The sequence below is a fragment of the Sporosarcina sp. SAFN-015 genome, assembly GCF_059415085.1.
Genome location: NZ_JBPFDR010000005.1, coordinates 35,008 through 55,402 on the forward strand (window position 1 = coordinate 35,008; position 20,395 = coordinate 55,402).

Annotated in this window: 22 protein-coding genes and 1 riboswitch; of the genes, 3 read left to right on the forward strand and 19 right to left on the reverse strand. The window is 43.4% G+C overall.

Features of this window, described 5'->3' with window-relative positions; translation table 11 throughout:
• Positions 1 to 304 (forward strand): hypothetical protein (locus ACR65H_RS10330; RefSeq protein ID WP_440500151.1); only part of this gene is annotated, 304 nt, incomplete at its 5' end.
• Positions 305 to 351: 47 nt separating this feature from the next.
• On the opposite strand, the gene ACR65H_RS10335 is transcribed toward ACR65H_RS10330, so the two are convergent.
• Positions 352 to 588 carry a NifU family protein gene (locus tag ACR65H_RS10335; RefSeq protein WP_060210554.1) on the reverse strand — a complete coding sequence of 79 codons (237 nt, stop codon included), beginning with the start codon at positions 586 to 588 and terminating at the stop codon, positions 352 to 354.
• A gap of 84 nt (positions 589 to 672) precedes the next feature.
• On the opposite strand from ACR65H_RS10335, the gene ACR65H_RS10340 reads away from it, so the two are divergent.
• A complete protein-coding gene (locus ACR65H_RS10340) occupies positions 673 to 999 on the forward strand; it encodes a YuzD family protein (protein WP_440500152.1) in 327 nt (108 codons plus the stop codon).
• A 75-nt stretch (positions 1,000 to 1,074) separates the two neighbouring features.
• On the opposite strand, the gene ACR65H_RS10345 is transcribed toward ACR65H_RS10340, so the two are convergent.
• On the reverse strand, positions 1,075 to 2,139 hold the full coding sequence (locus ACR65H_RS10345; RefSeq protein WP_440500153.1) for an NAD(P)/FAD-dependent oxidoreductase: 1,065 nt from the start codon (positions 2,137 to 2,139) through the stop codon (positions 1,075 to 1,077).
• A gap of 139 nt (positions 2,140 to 2,278) precedes the next feature.
• Between ACR65H_RS10345 and ACR65H_RS10350 the strand changes: the two genes are divergently transcribed.
• Positions 2,279 to 2,515: a YuzB family protein gene (locus ACR65H_RS10350; RefSeq protein WP_440500154.1), complete on the forward strand. Its 237-nt coding sequence runs from the start codon at positions 2,279 to 2,281 to the stop codon at positions 2,513 to 2,515.
• A gap of 90 nt (positions 2,516 to 2,605) precedes the next feature.
• On the opposite strand, the gene ACR65H_RS10355 is transcribed toward ACR65H_RS10350, so the two are convergent.
• The 17 genes from ACR65H_RS10355 to ACR65H_RS10435 all read right to left on the reverse strand — a co-directional run bounded on the left by ACR65H_RS10355 (position 2,606) and on the right by ACR65H_RS10435 (position 20,360).
• Positions 2,606 to 3,364, reverse strand: coding sequence for a TIGR01457 family HAD-type hydrolase (locus ACR65H_RS10355; protein WP_440500155.1), 759 nt, complete (start codon positions 3,362 to 3,364; stop codon positions 2,606 to 2,608).
• Between the two features lie 2 nt (positions 3,365 to 3,366).
• Entirely contained in the window at positions 3,367 to 3,816 is a 450-nt protein-coding gene (locus tag ACR65H_RS10360) for a DUF86 domain-containing protein (RefSeq protein WP_440500156.1), read from the reverse strand.
• 106 nt (positions 3,817 to 3,922) lie between these two features.
• The gene (locus ACR65H_RS10365) at positions 3,923 to 4,225 is read right to left on the reverse strand and encodes a YutD family protein (protein ID WP_440500157.1); all 303 of its coding nucleotides are present in this window, start codon (positions 4,223 to 4,225) and stop codon (positions 3,923 to 3,925) included.
• Between the two features lie 16 nt (positions 4,226 to 4,241).
• Positions 4,242 to 5,168 (reverse strand): lipoyl synthase, encoded by a 927-nt coding sequence (gene lipA / locus ACR65H_RS10370; protein ID WP_440500384.1) that lies wholly within the window; start codon positions 5,166 to 5,168, stop codon positions 4,242 to 4,244.
• A gap of 189 nt (positions 5,169 to 5,357) precedes the next feature.
• Positions 5,358 to 5,465: a methionine/alanine import family NSS transporter small subunit gene (locus tag ACR65H_RS10375; RefSeq protein WP_440500158.1), complete on the reverse strand. Its 108-nt coding sequence runs from the start codon at positions 5,463 to 5,465 to the stop codon at positions 5,358 to 5,360.
• A 12-nt stretch (positions 5,466 to 5,477) separates the two neighbouring features.
• The gene (locus tag ACR65H_RS10380) at positions 5,478 to 7,007 is read right to left on the reverse strand and encodes a sodium-dependent transporter (protein ID WP_440500159.1); all 1,530 of its coding nucleotides are present in this window, start codon (positions 7,005 to 7,007) and stop codon (positions 5,478 to 5,480) included.
• A gap of 270 nt (positions 7,008 to 7,277) precedes the next feature.
• Positions 7,278 to 8,855: a Na+/H+ antiporter NhaC family protein gene (locus ACR65H_RS10385; protein WP_440500160.1), complete on the reverse strand. Its 1,578-nt coding sequence runs from the start codon at positions 8,853 to 8,855 to the stop codon at positions 7,278 to 7,280.
• Positions 8,856 to 9,031: 176 nt separating this feature from the next.
• A riboswitch (Lysine riboswitch) is annotated at positions 9,032 to 9,207 on the reverse strand.
• Positions 9,208 to 9,260: 53 nt separating this feature from the next.
• Entirely contained in the window at positions 9,261 to 10,076 is an 816-nt protein-coding gene (gene yunB, locus ACR65H_RS10390) for a sporulation protein YunB (protein WP_440500161.1), read from the reverse strand.
• Between the two features lie 41 nt (positions 10,077 to 10,117).
• Entirely contained in the window at positions 10,118 to 11,533 is a 1,416-nt protein-coding gene (locus ACR65H_RS10395) for a bifunctional metallophosphatase/5'-nucleotidase (protein WP_440500162.1), read from the reverse strand.
• 3 nt (positions 11,534 to 11,536) lie between these two features.
• Positions 11,537 to 12,361, reverse strand: a complete 825-nt coding sequence (locus ACR65H_RS10400) for a sulfite exporter TauE/SafE family protein (RefSeq protein ID WP_440500163.1) — start codon at positions 12,359 to 12,361, stop codon at positions 11,537 to 11,539.
• A gap of 2 nt (positions 12,362 to 12,363) precedes the next feature.
• Positions 12,364 to 13,224: a DUF72 domain-containing protein gene (locus ACR65H_RS10405; protein WP_440500164.1), complete on the reverse strand. Its 861-nt coding sequence runs from the start codon at positions 13,222 to 13,224 to the stop codon at positions 12,364 to 12,366.
• Positions 13,225 to 13,615: 391 nt separating this feature from the next.
• Positions 13,616 to 15,013, reverse strand: coding sequence for a Fe-S cluster assembly protein SufB (gene sufB, locus ACR65H_RS10410; RefSeq protein WP_440500165.1), 1,398 nt, complete (start codon positions 15,011 to 15,013; stop codon positions 13,616 to 13,618).
• 21 nt (positions 15,014 to 15,034) lie between these two features.
• Positions 15,035 to 15,475 carry a Fe-S cluster assembly sulfur transfer protein SufU gene (sufU, locus tag ACR65H_RS10415; RefSeq protein WP_440500166.1) on the reverse strand — a complete coding sequence of 147 codons (441 nt, stop codon included), beginning with the start codon at positions 15,473 to 15,475 and terminating at the stop codon, positions 15,035 to 15,037.
• A complete protein-coding gene (locus tag ACR65H_RS10420; RefSeq protein ID WP_440500167.1) occupies positions 15,475 to 16,695 on the reverse strand; it encodes a cysteine desulfurase in 1,221 nt (406 codons plus the stop codon). The genes sufU and ACR65H_RS10420 overlap by 1 nt, the downstream gene beginning before the upstream one ends.
• Positions 16,696 to 18,000, reverse strand: a complete 1,305-nt coding sequence (sufD, locus tag ACR65H_RS10425; protein WP_440500168.1) for a Fe-S cluster assembly protein SufD — start codon at positions 17,998 to 18,000, stop codon at positions 16,696 to 16,698.
• Positions 18,001 to 18,018: 18 nt separating this feature from the next.
• Positions 18,019 to 18,798 (reverse strand): Fe-S cluster assembly ATPase SufC, encoded by a 780-nt coding sequence (gene sufC / locus ACR65H_RS10430; RefSeq protein WP_440500169.1) that lies wholly within the window; start codon positions 18,796 to 18,798, stop codon positions 18,019 to 18,021.
• Between the two features lie 362 nt (positions 18,799 to 19,160).
• Entirely contained in the window at positions 19,161 to 20,360 is a 1,200-nt protein-coding gene (locus tag ACR65H_RS10435; protein ID WP_440500170.1) for a dicarboxylate/amino acid:cation symporter, read from the reverse strand.
• Positions 20,361 to 20,395 lie beyond the last annotated feature (35 nt).

Genomic DNA, 20,395 nt, shown 5'->3' on the forward strand with positions numbered 1-20,395 from the left:
CCTCGTTTTGGACGCGCAACCGTTTGCTTTGGACGCCAAGCACCTCGTTTTGGACGCGGAACCGCTTGCTTTGGACGGCAAGCACCTCGCTTTGGACGCGGATTGCTTTGCTTTGGACGCCAAGCACCTCGTTTTGGACGCGGAACCGCTTGCTTTGGACGCCAAGCACCTCGTTTTGGACGCGCAACCGCTTGCTTTGGACGCCAAGCACCTCGTTTTGGACGCGCAACCGTTTGCTTTGGACGCCAAGCACCTCGTTTTGGACGCGGAACCGCTTGCTTTGGACGCGCCATTTTTAAAATGAACAAAAAAGACTGCCCGTGAATTCTTTCCGGGCAGTCCCTTTTTCAATTAGAATACTTGTTCAACTTCCACGACTCCAGGCACTTCTTCAAGCAAAGCTCTTTCGATACCCGCTTTCAAAGTGATCGTTGAACTTGGGCATGTACCGCATGCACCTAAGAGACGAAGCTTGACAACTCCCTCTTCGATATCGACTAACTCACAGTCTCCTCCGTCACGCAGGAGGAAAGGGCGTAATTTATTTAAAACTTCTTGTACAGGTTCCATCATAGCTGTATCTGTCATTGTATTATTTCTCTCCTTTCATTATACTTATTATAAACTGGATTACGGAAAAAATCCAATAGAGAATTGAAAGGGGTCATATTCATGGAGAAACACAAAGTGAAAATCGAAATTTATGGAGCCGATATTATATGCGCAAGCTGTGTGAATGCTCCTTCTTCAAAAGATACATATGAGTGGCTGCAAGCAGCAATTGGGAGGAAATATCCGGGCCAACCTTTTGATATTGAATATATCGATATCGAATCGGACATCGAAGATCCGAAAAAGAAAGACATTGCAGAGCAAGTGAGGAATGACGAATATTTCTATCCGCTTGTCATCATCGAGAATGAAGTCATTGGCGAAGGCTATATTCAGCTGAAACCGGTATTCAACGAATTGGAAAAGCACGGATACATTCCAGCGTAATATTATGATTGATAATAAATGTAGTTAACTGAGAACGAAAAACCTTTTCCATTAATTGGAAAAGGTTTTTTACTATTATCCATTATGCCACTTATACATCCAAAGCACACCTGATTTCAGTAGTCTTGCTATCCGTCCTGTCACAGTGCGGTCTGCTAGATAAGCGAAGCCTTGCTTCTTTCCTAAAGAGCCCATGAAACCTTTGAGCTTGATTTCGGGCATCTCATTTGGCAGAGGTTCGTTATTCCATACGAGACGGAGCACACGGACAATCTGTTCTGCCTGTTCCTCCGCGAGCTGGGCGCTCGGCGCATGAGGAAGGTCTGCGATGTCACCAACTACGTAAGCATCTTCATATCCTGGAATTTGGTGGTATTGGTTCAGCACAATGCGTCCCCTGTTTGTTTCCACATCCATTTCACGAGCGATGGCTACCGGCTGGATGCCTGCAGTCCATACAACGGCATCGACATGGATTTCGTCTTCGTGATTATACAAAACATTCTCTTCGACTCTCGTAATGTTCGAGTTGGAGACGACTTCTACATCATGTTTGTCGAACCAATCTTTAACATAATTACTTAGTCTTTCAGGGAAATCTTTTAGGATACGCGGTCCCCGATCGAATAATTTAATTTTCAAGTCTGGCCGGCTTTCACGCAATTCACTCGCTAGTTCAATTCCACTCAGTCCTGCGCCAACAATTCCGACCGTCGCACCGCCTCCAAGGCCTTGAAGCAGCTTGTACGTTGCACGCGACTGTCCAATCGTCTGTATGCTGCTCGTATATTCAGCAGCACCCGGTACGTCGTGGTAATTATCTTCGCAGCCAAGTCCGATCACTAGCTCGTCATACGTAATTTCGTCGCCATTTTTAAGAGCAATCGCCTTGTCTTTCAATTTAATTTCTGCAATTTCCCCTTCAACGACCTTTAGCTTTTCATGTGCAGGTAACGCGACCCGGATGTCCGAATCCGGCGCTGTTCCAGCTGCAAGTGCATAGAATTCTGTTTTAAGACTATGGAATGGTGTCCTGTCAATTAATGTGATTTCCAGATCGGCGGGCAATTCTTTGTTGAGTAGACGAAGCAAAATACGCATATTCCCGTAGCCTGCACCTAATAACACTAGTTTTCTCATAGCTTTCTCCTTTGCCAATCAATTTTCCGATATATTCCCATCGCAATTATACCAGTTTGTGAGAAGTTTCACAATAAGACATCCTATTTGACGGCAGGTGAAAATAAGAGTAGCATGCCAAGTAGGTGAGGTGATCGTCGTGAATCCGATCGTAGAATTCTGTATGAGCAATCTTGCAAACGGTTCACAGAAAACATTGGAAGCGTTGGAAAAGGATCCGAATATAGATGTATTAGAATATGGTTGTCTCAGTTATTGCACAAAATGTGCTGAAGGATTATATGCACTCGTCAACGGTGAAGTCGTCGAAGCTGAGACACCTGATGAATTGACGGAACAGATCTATCAGTACATAGAAGAGAACCCGTTATTCTAAATCCAAAAGCGAATGGCGCATAGAGCTAGACGAAAGAACCGTAAACTTTTATTACGGTTCTTTTTGTCGTACAGCTCCATGCGCTTTTGATTATTTCCAATCCGCGAGGCTTTTGTACAGATATGTCGGAAGCTCCGTCTGCTTCTTTACCGTCTCCAAGCTTGTCACACCGCCTTCTACATGAATCGTATCGATTCCAAAGCGGATCCCTGCTTGAATGTCTGTTTCATAATTGTCTCCAATCATGATCATCTCGTCTTTTCTATACCCTTTTTGCTGAATGAAATGCAGCATATGCGGCTCCGGTTTTCCGACATAGATGGCATTGCGGTCCGTTGTCGATTCCAAAAGTTTCACAAATGATCCATTTCCCGGGACGAGACCTCTTTCTGTCGGGAATGCCCGATCTCCGTTTGTCGCTAAAAAATGCGCCCCTGCGCGAATCGCCAAACTGGCGGCAGCGAGCTTTTCATATGTAATGCTACGATCGATTCCGATGACGACGACGTCAGGATTTTGTTCAGTCAGCTGGAACCCTTCAGAAAGAAGAGCTTGTTCAAGCCCTTCTTCACCGATCATCATAATAGAAGCACCTTCGAATTGTTCTTTGCAATATTTCGCGGATGCAATTGCAGATGTCATAATTTGATCCGGCTCTGTCCTAATCCCCATTTGAAGTAACTTAATCTGAAACTGTCTTGCCGTGAGAGAAGAATTATTCGTTACATAATAAGGTTCGATGCCATTCCGCTGAAGTTCTTGAATCAAAGCGGAAGCTTCCGGAATCACTTCATTGCCTCGATAGACAGTCCCATCCAGGTCAAAACAAACCGCTTTATAGTGATCCATCATTACTGCTCCAGCGGACTGAAGGCGGATACAGGACCTAGTTCGTTCTCCAAATAATGTCTCACCTTTATTGGAAATGCTTTAATCTCTTCTTTTGCTTCGTTCAAAACCGATTCGATCTCGTCATTGTCAACATCGACAAATTCCCGAACAATCATTTTCCGGAGTCCGATCACTTTTTTCAACGGCTCCGCCATTTCAGCTGTAATTACTTTTTCATCTTCCATAATGTCGATAATATCGTCGTAGCTTCCCGGATCACGCATAATAAAGCCGTCAATCATTGAATTGCCGACATCAATGATTGATTCGACAATCGTATGTGCAATCCTTTCAAGCGCTAAAGCTTGAACTTTACTTTCATTCCATTTTTGATGCCCTTCAAATAAAGCGAGAAGGCTTTCCATATACGCGAGTGTTTCATTGATTTTTTGACGATCGATAAAGTACAAAATTGTTCCCTCCCGGTAGTCTAAACTCCTCTTCATCATATCATATTGAACACACGAATGAACCGCCTTGTACACAGTTACCCGTGTACGAGGCGGTTCATCCATTTTATTCTTGTTCGACAGGCTGCACTTTTACTCTTCCTACTTTTTGAAGGACAAAGTAGGCACAACCGAAATTGCAGTATTCATATAGATAATCCTGCAATGTACTAATTTTCGATTCGTATGTCGCCTTGGAATTACGATCCTCGTAAAAACCTTTCAGCCGAAGCTGACCGTAACCCCAATCGCCTAAAATATAGTCATATTTAGAAAGCACATCGCTGAATCTCGCAACTAATGCTTCTTCATTAAAACCATTCCGGTAATCCGTAATGATTTCATACTCATAATTATTTATTATTACCAAACTTATCACCGCCATTTTAGCTATGTACTGTTGACTCTAAGAGTTCGTCCCCAATACGCTGTTTTTCTTTTGCCGCGGCATTAACCTGTTCGTCAGCATGGTAGCTTGAACGTACCAACGGACCTGCTTCACAATGTGAAAAGCCTTTTGACATTGCAATTTTACGAAGCTCTGCAAATTCCTGAGGCGTATAATATTTTTGGACTTTCAAGTGTTTTTTAGTTGGTTGCAAATATTGGCCGATTGTCATAATGTCCACTTTATGGGCACGCAAATCGTCCATCGTTTCAATGATTTCATCCACTGTCTCACCAAGTCCAAGCATCAACGAGGACTTCGTAGGGATTTCCGGATGCAATTCCTTTGCACGAAGAAGAAGTTCCAATGAACGCTCATATGTCGCGCGTGCACGGACCCGAGGTGTCAATCTGCGCACCGTTTCAATATTATGATTTAAAATATCCGGCTTTGCGTCCATCAAACGTTCGAGATTATCATAATCCCCTCCCATGTCAGACGGCAACACTTCAACGGTTGTAAATGGGTTTTTGCGTCGGATGGCACGGATTGTTTCAGCAAATACTGCCGATCCTCCGTCTTTTAAGTCATCTCTCGCCACTGCTGTAACTACAACATGTTTCAAGTTCATGAGAGAAACGGAATCTGCAACGCGCTCAGGCTCAGCTAAGTCAAGCTCATTCGGTAATCCGGTTTTCACGGCGCAGAAACGGCAAGCGCGAGTACAAACTGCGCCAAGAATCATGAATGTAGCCGTGCGACGTTCGCCCCAGCATTCGTGGATATTTGGACAACGAGCTTCTTCACAGACGGTATGTAAGTTTTTTTCGCGCATCAATTTTTTCAAGTCTGTATAGTTTTCGTTCGTGTTCAATTTAATTTTAAGCCAATCGGGCTTACGAACATGTTCTGTCTTTTTCCCTATCTCTGATCTGCATGACACGATAACCGACTCCAATCTATTTGCTTGTTTTGCTTTTATCACCTTCTGTCAATGTAACATATATTCTGACATCCAACAACTATTGATAGCCAATAAAAAAAGTAGTAAAAAAGAATAGAAAGCGCCGTGGAATAGGCGCTTTCCTTATAAGTTGTTTCACTTCAAATAGATTCAGGCTCTACTTTTCGATTTAGAAATTGCCCAAAATATACTACCGGCCAATCCTCCCCAAATAACGAGGATTCCGACAATCATCATAAAAATAGCTCCACCGCTCATAGCGAATCCTCCTTATCGATTATCATAATCTGTTGATTCCATTGTTTTTTTGTTCCATTTGAGTATCGTAAAGATAATCGCCATAGCTATAGCGAATAATGCAACCATCCAACCGCTTGACATAATGAACGCATCTGGATATCCTTCGTAGTTTCCATTGTCAGTTTCATGCAATTTCATAATATTGGTGCGTAGTAAGCCTACCATCATATAGCCAAGGACAATTGGAGTGATAGCACCTAAACAAATTTTCCACCACATACCGACTCGTATATCCGAGATTTCATTCGCATGTGATTCGAAAACGCGAAGCTTTCTGAAGACCCAAGCGATTAAAACGACTTCGACCAAACCGATTGCAGCGACTCCGAATTGGTTAATAAAGTAGTCTGCCGTATCGAGGAAATACAAACCTCCCCGCGTAGCGAAAAGTAATGAAATTATCGCCGCAAGTCCAACACCAAATAATACGGATTTCGTTCTAGAAATATTGAATTTTTCCGACAGACCAGCGATATATGTCTCACAGATCGAGATAAGTGATGTTAGACCCGCAAGGACAAGCGACAGGAAGAACAATGCTCCGAATAGACCGTTCATCCCAGGCATTTCATTAATAATTTTCGGGAATACGACAAAAGCGAGTCCTACACCTGCCGAAGCAACTTCTGCAACCGATGTGTCCGCTTGTGCTGCCATGAAGCCTAGAGCTGCGAAAACTCCGATTCCTGCAAGTAATTCAAAACCTGAATTAGCAAAGCCTGTAATAAAAGCGTTGTTTGTTAAATCGGATTTTCTAGGCAAGTAACTTGAGTATGTGATCATAATGGCAAAAGCTATCGAAAGACTGAAGAAAATATGTCCATAAGCCGCTACCCATACAGTTGGATTCGCCAGTTTACTTAAATCCGGCTTGAAGAACGCTTCGAGCCCGAGAACTGCTCCGTCGAGAGTAATTGCCCGAATGACGACAAGAAGAAACACAACGACGAGTGTAGGAATGAAAATCCGATTCGCCATTTCAATTCCCCGTTTGACTCCTGCTAATAAAATAGTGATAGCGATTGCCCAAACTAAGATGAGCGGGATTAGCACTCCTGGAACGAGTCCACCGACTTCCCCTGGATTATCCGCCAAGTTCAGAACATTGCCGAATAGGAATCCTCCTGTATCATCCCCCCAAGCCATATTGAAGGAATAGATCGTGTACTTCATCGCCCAAGCTATAATAACTGCATAGTACGTTGAAATGACAAACGAAACGAATATCCCCCACCATCCGATCCACTCTGCCTTTTTCCCTTTCATCCTGAAGAATGATAAAGGCGCTGAACCACGATACTTATGACCTATCGTGAATTCCATAATCAAAATCGGAATACCGGCGGTCAATAGTGCAAATAAGTACGGTATAAAAAATGCCCCTCCGCCGTTTTCGTACGCGACGTATGGAAAACGCCAGATATTTCCCAAACCGACAGCCGATCCAACAGCCGCTAGAATAAAGCCGGCGCGTGTCCCCCATTGCGAACGCTGTTCCATTACAATTCCCCTTTCCTATTGTTCTATAATATTATTTTTTCAGATTATTATATAATCTTAAAGTTAGTATATCTATCTTAACTACTATTGTCAAAATGTTTTTTATAGGTAGAATATGTATTTTGATATATGACTTTTTTCTTCGACACAAGATTCTGAAAACGCTCTTGTAGTGAAAATTTATGATTGAAAGGCAAGGTTTATACTTCGATTCAATAAAAAACCGCCACATCCACTATTTATTTAGTGGTTGTGGCGGTTCGCAATGTATTAGACAGAAGTTGCTTTCACTTCAGCTTTATTCCGTCTCGAAATCCATATGGTGAACAAACTAGCGATTAAAATGATAACCGCGACAAGACCAATCCAAACCGATCCTGTAACGCCTAGAATTAAGTAGCCGATCACGGCAATGCCGGCTGAAATTAAAGCGTACGGAAGCTGTGTCGACACGTGATCCATATGGTTGGACCCAGCACCGGTTGATGAAAGAATGGTCGTATCTGAAATCGGTGAACAATGATCCCCGAACACAGCCCCAGCCAATACGGCGGACAATGCAGGTAGAAGCAATTCCGGTTCTGCATTGATCATAATCGTACCGGCAATCGGAAGAAGGATACCGAAAGACCCCCAAGAAGTTCCTGTTGAAAACGCCATTAGGCCAGCAAGAACAAACATAATGACCGGCAAAAAGTGAACGGGCACATTAGACTGTTCCACGACACTTGATAAGAATGGACCTGTTTCCAATACGTCGATCAAGTCTGTTAATCCCCATGCGAAAATCAGGATGAGAATCGCAGGCATCATTGCTTTAACTCCACTAATGAACGCTTTTCCAATAAGGCTATAGGTAGCGGTCTCGTTTTTACCCATTTGGGAAATGTACAGGATTGATGCCAAAACTGTGCCCGCAAGGCCTCCTACTACTAATGACAAGGGAACATCTGTATTTTCAAAAATCGTCCAAATACTCGATGATCCACCGATACGATAACCTGTCCAAACCATCATGCTTAATGTAACGACGACAAGTGTAATAATCGGTGCAATCAAATCAATGACACGTCCATAAGAATGAACTGGAAAATCTTCTTTTAATTGTCCCGGAATCTCTTTTTCTGGATCAAAAAGCTCCCCTTTCTCTTGAGCACGCATCTCATGTTTTCTCATGTCAAAATAATCGATATTTGTCCAAGCAAAGAAAAATACCATTGCCAATGTGGCAATAACGTAAAAATTCATCGGTGCCATCATGAGAAACGCAGATAGTGGAGAATAGCTAATTGCGGCAGATGTACCAAAAATAAGTGCCAATTGGCCGATGAGAAATGCACCCCAGCTCGAAATCGGCGAAATTACACAAATTGGAGCGGATGTAGAATCGATAAAATAGGCCAATTTCGCCCGTGAAATGCGATGTCGGTCTGTAATCGGCCTTGCAATTTGTCCTACTGCCAAAGAATTGAAATAATCATCCACAAAAATTAGAATACCAATGAAAACTGTGAGCAGCTTAGCCCCTCTTCTTGTCTTTATTCGCTTGATTGCCCATTCAGCAAAAGCCCTGCTGCCGCCGGACAAACTGACAAACGCCGTTATAACTCCTAGAAGCAAGATGAAAACCATTATAAAAATATTATACGTATTCAATTCCCCTTCAGACCAGAAGGACACGGTCATCGCAGTCCAAAGATTTTGCAATGTATCGAACGGGGAAAAACTAGCAACTAATAATGCTGCTGTTACAATTCCCGCTCCAAGGGATAAGAGTACCCTTTTTGTCGTCAATACCATAACAATTGCCACGATTGGCGGCAAAATTGAAACCCAAGTGCCTATCATTTAAACATTCCTCCAATAATTGATTTATTGAAGAACAGACCAAATGTGGATGGCGGCTAGTATGCCACCACGAGCTAAACGTAAAAAACCGACACCCTTTACACTAGAATGTGTAATAGGTGTCGGCGTATTCTACGGTTCGTTTGTAAGATAATCTAAGATGTTTTATCTAACGTACGATCTGTAGCTCATCATGCATTAAGCACATGACAGTGCCATTCCTGTTCGAAATGACCCCAGCATGGATGGTCGGCCTTCCATTCCAAGCTTCGGCAAAACTTCCTTTCATGGGCGGTCTTTGATGCCAATCTCGCGTCCACTACTAATAAGCCTTGCAGCCTCTACCTAATCGGTGTTCCTCTATAGGCTACTAGCATAACAGGTACTCATTGTTATTTCAAGCGCTTATTCCCCACCGCCTACGATTGGAAATGGAACTTCTATTTGAGGAGGATTGTCGCCGCTCCGATTGTAAATTTGAGGAATCGGGCTTTGAATCAATCCGATTGCTACAGGTATTTTCTGCTCCACAACACTTCTACGCGTTGCCAAAGGGACGATGATTTGGACATTCACCGTCACTAAAATATTCACTTCCACCATTGCGTTGTTAATGCCAAACTCTGTAATACCCGTCTCGACAGTCGTCTGCGCTTCCCCGATAACATGAAATCGAATTGGGATTTTCGGACCAAAATTTCCGATCATCGGGATACCTGTTGCTTGCCCCATCGGAACGAAGAAGACGACACCACCGTCAGCCTCCATCGCATCAGGATCATATTCGATGTTTTCACTAAGAGGCAGCATTTCTAGATTTCCGCTCTCGGCCATTTTGAGATAAGCCTCCACAAGGCTATGTATCTCTGCCCTCGATTTGTTAATGATTTCAGCATTCAATGTATTGGTCACCATTCCAGGTGAATCATTCGGTACATTTTCGATGATTTCATTCACATCGTAAATGTCCGTAGATCGTGATTTAATCGCCTGTGTAATAACATGCGCCGCAATCCTCTCCGTTTCAACTTCCGCATATTGCAGATAAATCGGAGTGAGTTTTGAGTTTACAAAATATAGAAATAGAGCGATTGTTACGAGGAATGCTGGAAAGATGAGTGGCAACAAACGGCGCTTTCGACGAGGTTTGCCATTAGGACTGGAACGACGATATCTGTTCCTTTTTCTATAATTTCGGGACGGTTGCCCATAAAATCTCAAAACGACCCCTCCTGCCTAATATTATGCAGGAAAGGGGCCGTTCATTCTTGTGTAAAGTTGGCTTGATTTGTCTCGGATCTGTTTCGGCTATCCTTTTTCATTCCATACCAAATGAAGACATCCCGGATCAATTCAGGCATATGATATTCTTTAACCGCATCTTTCAATCCAGGGAAGAAGAAGCCGAATGTAAACATATCGAGTGTTGCAAGTGTGTAGGTTTGGCCGACGACCACTTTTCGATTGCCGGCATACAGTTCTCCATCACTTTTCCTGAATAACCTTTCAAAAATCATTTTGCCCATGAACGTACCGCGGAATCCGAGCCCTTTAATTTCCGTCTCTGGCCATGATTCATTGCCTGCTAGTTTGTAAACTTCCAGCAGCTCTGCACCGTCCAACGTTATTGTACAAGGATTGATCGGATGCGGCAGCAAAGAGTGTACCATCCTTTTTGTCACCCATCCCTGTTCAAGGCTCCCTAGGAAAATACCTGCATTGAACATGGCACATTCCGCACCCGTATAATCGATTAATGCTCTTCCGAAAAATGATGACATCGGACTATCTACAAAAAGCTGTTGTTTTAGCGGGCTTGCATTGAAGAACACTTTTTCATCCAACGCTTCATTCCCAGCTTGGATAAATTCATTCGCTTCCTGTATATCTTCTTCGTGACTTTCCAACTCATTCATATGGATAACTTCCGCTTTTTTCCCGATAACCTTCCTTGTATCCATATCTAATTGGATGGCAATATGTCCTACGTATTCGCCAAATTTACCTGTAGCGGCTAGCAATGTATGATTCACCAATTCTCCTTCTGGGAATAAATGATGGGTATGCGCACCTAAAATAACGTCGATGGAATCGCATTGTTCCGCGAGAAATCTATCTTCATGTACACCTAAATGCGAAAGGCAAACAATGATATCTGTTTTATGCCTGATTTGGTCGGCGATTTTTTTCAGTAATCTTTTTGGCTCTTCGATATGCCATCCTAATTTCTCATAAAACGCCGTATACATCGCTGTTGCGCCAACGACTCCAATGGTTATGCCTTGCTCCGTGCTATATATTTTATAAGGCACCAGCCATTTCGGGAATGATCCATCTGTCTCTGATAAATTGCATAGGACGACATCAAAATCCGCTCCCTCATAAAGGCTGTTTAACGCTTTTTTGGACATCGTAATTCCTTCATTGTTGCCGATTGTTACCGCGTCATATCCAGCACTGTTCAGCAATGCGACATTCCCTTTACCGAACGTCCCTTCCGTAAATGGGTGAGATCGGTCGACATGGTCTCCTATGTCGAAAATGTAGCATGCCTCTCCTCCCATTTCATGCTGTTGCCTTTTGGAAAGAAGATATCTGTTAATCTTTGGCCAGCTGTCAAAGTGACTATGAATATCATTCGTATGATAAAAATGGATTGTTTCTACTTGGCGTTTCATGACTCAACCCCAAATCCCCTCAATGATTGATCTTACCCCGAATAATAACAGCATGAGCCGCAACACGAGAACCAATGTATCCGAATTCATCTTCTTATTAAGCTTCGTCCCGATCATACCGCCGATATAAGCACCTGGAATAACCGGAAGCGCATAAAGCCAAGGCACATGCCCTAAAGAAATATGGGTGGCAGAGTTCACGATTGCTGACAGGAAGACGATGAACATCGATGTACCAACTGCGACATGCGGCGGGAACAAAAACAATAGGATAAGCGCAGGTACAATCATCGTGCCTCCTCCGATGCCGAATAGCCCCGAAGTGAATCCGATAAGGAATGTCAGAATAAGGGCGAACCAGATCGGGTACCCATACACATGAGTATCTCCATTTGTATCGATAAATGTCCTCTGTTTGCCGTGCTCGACAAACCACTTGATTGGTTTCAAATATTTACGCGCCAGTAAAAGGATAGATAGAACAATAAGCAAAATGCCGAAGTATAGATTAAATGAAGGCAGATCGATCCCTTTATTTACAAACGCTCCAATCATTAAGCCGGGTATGGAACCTGCGAAAAATATCCAACCTGTCCGGAAGTCGACTGTCTTCCCTTTCATATGCGAAATAGTGGATGAAAGACCATTGAAAATCATCATGATGACTGAAATTCCAACTACGCTTTGCGGTGTTATACCCGGAATCCAACCGAGGTCGATTCCAACTAATAACGTCAGCGGCACGAGTATCGTACCGCCTCCTAGGCCAACAATCGATCCCATAATGCCGGATATTGCACCAATAATCGCCAACAATAAATATGCCATGCTCATTCCTCCTCAAAAAAGTCAAGCTGCTTAGGTGCAAGTGCCTGGAAGTCAATACCCATCATTTTTTGAAAACGTTTGGCGTTCTCAGCTGCATGGCCACCAGAATTATTATTGAAGATGATAAATACATCTTTCGATTCTTTCTTTAATTTATTGACAACTTGAAGAATTTCCGCCAATTCACTGTCAGAATAATTATAAAGATAGCGAACTTTTCTCCACGCTTCATTATCTCCTGTTGTATTTCGCCAGCCATTCACATTCCTGCCGTGCAGACGGACGAATACTTTATCGCTGCGAGTTGTTTCGGCAACGAGCGGAACACTGCCATCTCCAGATTGCGGTTCATCACAAACGGTGTGTATGAAATCCAAATCCTTCAGGAATGTAAGTGTACCTTCCCGCATGGATGAATCGTACCATGATTGGTGGCGAAACTCGATTGCTACATCGTATCCTTCCAGTTGACTGCGTATGTATCTAATTTGGTCTACATTTTCACGTTTGCAATCAAACCAAGGAGGAAATTGTACGAGAATCATAGCAAGCTTGCCAGCAGCCCTCATCGGATCAATAGAAAGCTTGAACTGCTGAAACATTTCTTCGGGAGTATCATACGGCAGCTTTCCACGCTGATGTCCCGTCATTCCTTGATATGCTTTTACGATAAATTGAAAGTCATCAGGTGTTTCGTTAATCCATTTTCGAATATTGCGCTCAGGCTGAATGGCATAAAAAGATGCGTCTAGCTCAACGATTGGAAAATGGGAGCTGTAATCAATCAACCTTTCATTTTTCTTCGAAGTCGGCGAGTAAACATCCGGATGGTCGCCCCAACCCGTCAATCCAATTTGAATCATAGTATCCCTCTTTTCCGTTCGTAGATGAATATTTCCCATCATATCATATGTCTACGGGGGGATTCCGCCATTTTGCACCTTGAGCGTGTGGACGGGGATGGACAAGGCGGGTGTTGTTGAGCGGGATTTACACATGTTTGAGCGCGAATCGTAAATCTTGAGCGCAAAATGTTATATCTTGAGCGCGGAGCATATTTCTTGAGCGCAAAATGCTATTCTTGAGCGTGGAACATAATTCTTGAGCGCAAAATGCTATTCTTGAGCGTGGAACATAATTCTTGAGCGCATATTGCTATTCTTGAGCGCGGAGCATAATTCTTGAGCGCGAATTGGTTTCTCTTTCTATTGAAGACGAAAAAACCGCCTGCAAGGAGGCGGTCTTACGTGTTAATTATCCGATTGAACCTTCCATTTCAAACTTGATAAGGCGGTTCATTTCTACTGCGTATTCCATCGGCAATTCTTTCGTGAATGGCTCGATGAAGCCCATGACGATCATTTCTGTCGCTTCCAGTTCACCGATACCACGGCTCATCAAGTAGAAGAGCTGTTCTTCGGAGACTTTGGAAACTTTCGCTTCGTGCTCGAGTGAAATGTTATCGTTCAAGATTTCATTGTATGGAATCGTATCGGAAGTTGATAGTTTATCCATGATGAGCGTGTCACATTCGATGTTAGCACGTGCTCCGTCTGCACGGCGGCCGAAGTGGACAATTCCACGGTATGTTACTTTACCGCCATGTTGGGAAATCGATTTGGAAACGATAGTAGAAGACGTGTTTGGCGCCAAGTGCATCATTTTTGCTCCTGCATCTTGGTGTTGTCCTTTACCAGCTAAAGCGATAGACAATGTCATACCACGTGCACCTTCACCTTTAAGGATACATGCAGGGTATTTCATCGTAAGCTTCGAACCGATGTTGCCGTCGATCCATTCCATCGTCGCGTTCGCTTCACAAACTGCACGTTTAGTTACAAGATTGTAAACGTTGTTTGCCCAGTTTTGAATCGTTGTGTAACGGCAGTATGCATCTTTTTTAATGATGATTTCAACGACCGCACTATGAAGTGAGTTCGTTGTATAAACAGGTGCTGTACATCCTTCTACGTAGTGGACGCTTGCGCCTTCGTCTACGACGATTAACGTACGCTCGAATTGTCCCATGTTTTCCGAGTTGATTCGGAAGTAAGCTTGAAGTGGCGTTTCCACTTTCACGCCTGGTGGTACGTAGATGAATGAACCACCGGACCATACAGCGGAATTCAATGCAGCGAACTTGTTATCCGTATTCGGGATAACTGTTCCCCAATATTTCTTGAAGAGCTCTTCGTTTTCACGTAAAGCAGAATCTGTGTCTTTGAAGACGATTCCCATGTCTTCAAGTTCTTCCTTCATGTTGTGATAAACAACTTCGGATTCGTATTGTGCAGAAACACCAGCAAGGTATTTTTGCTCAGCTTCTGGAATTCCCAGTTTATCGAATGTGCGTTTGATTTCTTCAGGCACTTCATCCCATGAACGCTCTGTCGCTTCGGAAGGTTTTACGTAATATGTGATTTCGTCGAAGTTAAGGGAGTTCAAATCTCCGCCCCATTGAGGCATTGGTTTGCTATAGAAGATTTCAAGGGATTTAAGACGGTAGTCTAGCATCCATTGTGGTTCTTCTTTCATTTTGGAGATTTCTTCAACAATTTCACGTGTCAAACCACGTTCCGAACGGAAAACAGATACGTCTTTATCTGCGAAACCATATTTGTAATCGCCAATTTCAGGCATTTTTTTAGCCATCATTATTCCTCCGTTCTTTCATTATTGCTCAGCGTTTTCTCCTACCCCTTTTTCCATTGCTTTCCATGCTAATGTTGCGCATTTGATGCGCGCAGGGAATTTGGCTACGCCGGAAAGGGCTTCGATGTCGCCAAGGTCGACGGAGTCGTCGATTTCCTTGCCGAGCATCATATCAGAAAACAAATGAGCATATTTAACTGCAGTATCCACGTCTTTGTTTTTGATAATTTGTGTCATCATCGATGCGGAAGCCATGGAGATCGAACAGCCTTCCCCTTCAAACTTTGCATCTTGCACAATGCCGTCTTCGACTTTTAAAGTCAAATGGATGACATCGCCGCACGTCGGATTGTTCATGTCAATTGTAACATTGTTTTCTTCCAGTACACCTTTGTTCCGTGGATTCTTATAATGATCCATGATGACTGAACGATATAGCTGATCTAAATTGTTTGTAGGCATTATTGGAAATACTCCTTTGCAATACGGAGTCCTTCTACGAGACGGTCAACATCTTCTTTTGTGTTGTATACATAGAAGCTTGCACGGGCGGTCGCTGAACATTCGAGCCATTTCATAAGCGGCTGCGCGCAATGATGACCTGCCCGCACTGCGATTCCGTTCATATCTAGTACCGTGGCCAGATCATGTGGGTGGACGTTATCTAAATTGAATGTCACGATGCCTGCACGCTTATCTGGATCCTGTGGTCCATAAATCGAAAGACCGTCCATCGATGACATTTTCTCCATAGCATAACCCGCTAACTCGTGTTCATGCCGTTCGATTTGATCTAAACCGATTTCTTCCAAGAAATCAATGGCGGCGCCCAATCCGATAGCACCTGCAATGATCGGCGTACCTCCTTCGAATTTCCACGGAAGCTCTTTCCACGTAGAATCGTAGAGGCCGACAAAATCGATCATTTCACCACCGAATTCAACCGGCTCCATTTCATTCAATAAATCTTTTTTTCCATAAAGGACACCAATCCCCGTAGGGCCGCACATTTTATGGCCTGAAAAAGCGAGAAAATCGCAATCCAAGTTTTGGACATCCAACTTCAAGTGAGGAGCAGCCTGTGCACCATCGACGACCATGACGGCGCCGTGTGCATGCGCAATCTCTGTCACTTCCTTAATAGGATTCATTGTGCCAAGCACATTAGATACGTACATCATTGATACTATTTTTGTACGATCCGTGACTGTTTCACGAACTTTATCAAGGGAGAGTGTTCCGTCTTCTTCCAAAACGATGTACTTCAGGACTGCGCCTTTTTCCTTCGCCAATTGCTGCCACGGAATAATGTTGGAATGGTGTTCCATATGGGTGATGACGATTTCATCGCCTTCGTTGATATTCGCGCGTCCATAGCTTTGGGCTACCATGTTAAGTGCTGTTGTTGTTCCGCGGGTAAAAATCACTTCCTGCGTAGATTTCGCATTGATGAATTTGCGGACCTTATCACGCGCACCTTCATATTGATCCGTAGCCCTATTGCCCAATGTATGAACTCCGCGGTGGACGTTCGCGTTATTGAACAAATAATAGTCACTGATTGCCTCAATGACTTGCCGCGGCTTTTGGGAAGTCGCGGCGCTGTCCAAATAAACGAGCGGGTGCCCGTTGATTTCCTGGTCAAGTATCGGGAAATGGTTGCGGATCTCTTTACTGAGCATTTAGCGCACTTTCCTTTCGATTACCTCCGTCAATTGCTTCTTGACACCTTCGATTGGCAATTTGCTAACGACAGGTGCAAGGAAACCATGGATGACTAGGCGTTCTGCTTCCTGTTTCGAAATACCACGGCTCATCAAGTAGAACAATTGAAGCGGATCTACACGGCCTACAGAAGCAGCGTGTCCTGCAGTTACATCGTCTTCATCAATTAATAGAATCGGGTTTGCATCTCCGCGGGCTTTTTCACTCAACATCAAAACCCGTGATTCTTGGACAGCATTCGATCTTGTAGCACCTTTGGCAATTCTGCCAATGCCGTTGAAGATTGAAGAAGCAGATTCCTTCATGACGCCATGTTTAAGGATGAATCCGTCTGTATCGAGTCCCCAATGGACGATTTCGGAAGTGAAGTTTTGTTTTTGGCTGCCTCGGCCGACAACGACAGTCTTCAAATCACTTGAAGAGCCGTTTCCGACGAGATGTGTAATGTTTTCTGAAATTGTGTCACTGTCGTTCATCAAGCCAAGCGCCCACTCGATGCGCGCGTTAGCTCCAGTAACTCCGCGACGGTTGACATATGTCGTGAATCCTTTTGCAAGGACGTCCACTGCTCCATATACAATTTTAGAATTATCGCCTGCGAATACTTCCGAAATGATATTCGCTTGTCCTGCAGCCTCTTCGACTGTTGACAAATAGTTTTCCACATATGTTACAGTGCTGTTCGCGTCAGCTACAACGATGACATGATTGAAAAGAGATGCTTGTGCATCATCATGTAAAAATAGAACTTGAAGAGGTTCTGCGACTTCGACATTTTTCGGTACATAGACAAAAACGCCGCCATTCATAAGTGCTGCGTGTAAAGCAGTCAGTCTATGCTCATCCACTTTAACGCCATCCGTCATATAATACTTTTTCAACAGATCGGCATGTTCGCGTGAAGCAGTGAAAATATCAGTCAGAACGACACCTTGCGCCTTCAAATCGGCTGAAAGTGAGATGAATGCAGGCGTATTATTATGTTGCACGTAGATGTTCTTTTGATCGTCGCCGACCAATTCCTTCGCTTCAGCAGGCAAATCGGCGAGTGAAGCATATGTGGAGCTTTCAACTGCATGTGTAGGGAACTCAGTAAAGTTCCATTTATCAATTTTAGTTTTATCTGGTGTTGGCATCGGAAGCTGTTCCACTTTCGCTAACGCATCTGCGCGGAATTCTGCCATCCAATCGGCTTCATTCATGTTTGCGGAAAAAGAGCGGACGTCCTGTTCGGTCAATGCCATTTTTGTTTCAACCGTCATTTTGAATCGTCCCCTTTCTTATGCTTCTTGTCCAACTGTTTCGTCTTCGATTCCTAATTCTTCTTTAATCCAATCATAACCGCTCTCTTCAAGCTGTTTCGCAAGTTCTGCTCCGCCGGACTTAACGACTCTGCCTTGCATCATAACATGGACAAAATCAGGCGTAATGTAGTTGAGGAGGCGTTGGTAGTGAGTGATGATCAAGCATCCGAAACCTTCTCCACGCATCTCATTGATACCTTTCGAAACAATTTTCAATGCGTCAATGTCAAGTCCTGAGTCAATTTCATCAAGCACTGCAAATTTCGGTTTCAGCATCATCAATTGGAGGATTTCATTACGTTTTTTCTCTCCGCCCGAGAATCCTTCGTTTAGATATCGTGTTGCCATATCTTGATCCATTTCAAGGACTTCCATTTTGCTGTCCAATTCACGAATGAATTTCATGAGGGATATTTCATCGCCTTCTTCACGGCGTGCATTGACTGCTGAGCGCATGAAGTCCGCGTTCGTAACTCCTGTAATTTCACTTGGGTATTGCATAGCAAGGAAAAGTCCCGCTTTCGCACGCTCATCCACTTCCATTTCAAGTACGTCTTCGCCATCCAGCGTGACAGTTCCTGAAGTGACTTCGTATTTAGGGTGGCCCATGATTGCGGATGCAAGTGTCGATTTACCGGTTCCGTTAGGTCCCATGATCGCATGGATCTCACCTGTATTAATTGTTAGGTTGACGCCTTTCAATATTTCCTTACCTTCAATTTCGACGTGAAGGTCTTTAATTTCCAAAGTTGCCATTCCAATACCTCCAATATGATAAAGATGAACGGGATAATCCATTCTCTATTTAGTATCATTCTAATTTTAGCGCATTCAGCACATTGTTGCAAATCATTAAGAATTATTATCGTTTTGTGGGGGAAATACGATTAATTCAACGTTTTATCATATAATTTGCAAGGTAACCCATTTTCAATTATCCGGCGCTTATTGAGAATCAACGAATATAGTTTTCTTTCTTTAGTATGTTAGTAAACGGATTACCAGTAGGTCGGACGCTGGTACGCTTCAATCCTAAACAAAGTTTTGATATTTAAAATAAAAATAAAAAAGCAGAAGCGGAAATGATAACTTCCCTCTTCTACTTTTAAAATGAAACTTTACTTTACATCTACGCCTTTTACTTTTGGCGTTAGGCGGTCTACGATCATGGCCAAGGCTCCGTCGCCTGTTACATTGGTGGCTGTGCCGAAGCTGTCTTGTGCCATGTACAGCGCGATCATGAGTGCAACCATTGATTCATCGAACCCTAGCATTGTGCTAAGAAGTCCTACTGCCGCCATTACGGCTCCGCCTGGAACTCCAGGAGCAGCGATCATCGTTACGCCGAGCATAAGGATGAATGGCAGATAGCTTGAAAAGCTGAACGACATATCGTTCATGAGCAATACTCCGATTGAACAGGATACTAAGGTGATTGTACTTCCGGACAAATGGATCGTAGCAAACAACGGAATCGTAAAGTCCGTTACTTTTTCTGAAGCACCTGTCTTCTTCGCCTGTCTCAATGTGACTGGAATGGTTGCTGCGGATGATTGTGTTCCGATTGCTGTCATATATGCAGGTGCCATAGTTTTCATCAGGAAGAACGGATTCTTCTTTGAAAGAGTTCCCGCGACTGTGTATTGAATTACGAGCATGAGCAAATGCAAGGCAATGACCATGACGAAGACGAGTGAGAAGACTGATAGTACTTTCGCAACTTGCCCGCTATAAGTCATGTTAAGAAAAATACCAAAAATATGGAATGGCAATAACGGAATGATAATAAATGAGATAACTTTTTCAATAAGAACATTCATCTCTTCAAAGAAAGAAAGCATTGTTTTGCTATTAATGGACGCCATTCCAATTCCAAATATAAATGCGAGCAGCAATGCAGACATGACTCCCATTATCGGTGTCATTTCCAGCTCAAAAAATGATTCAGCAGGTGATTTTCCTGAATTAGCAACAGATTCAGCACCGATGCCTCCTATAAAGCTCGGTAAAATCGACATTGCTGCGAAGTATGCCAATACCCCAGCTACTATTGTAGAGGCATATGCAAGTACAGTTGCTATCCCTAAAAGCTTTCCGGATCCAGCGCCTAGTTTCGCAATTCCCGGTGCAATGAATGCAATTATGATGAACGGTACGACAAAGTTCAAGAAACCGCCGAAAATCATATTGAACGTTGCAAATAAGCTCGTGAACCAACCTGCGAATCCTTCATGTATTTTGGGGAGCAACAGTCCTAGCCCCACCGCAAGCCCTATAGCGATAATGATTCGCCATATAAGGCCAATCTTCCATTTCATAAGATGTCCTCCTCAGGTGTACAAATGTTTATGAA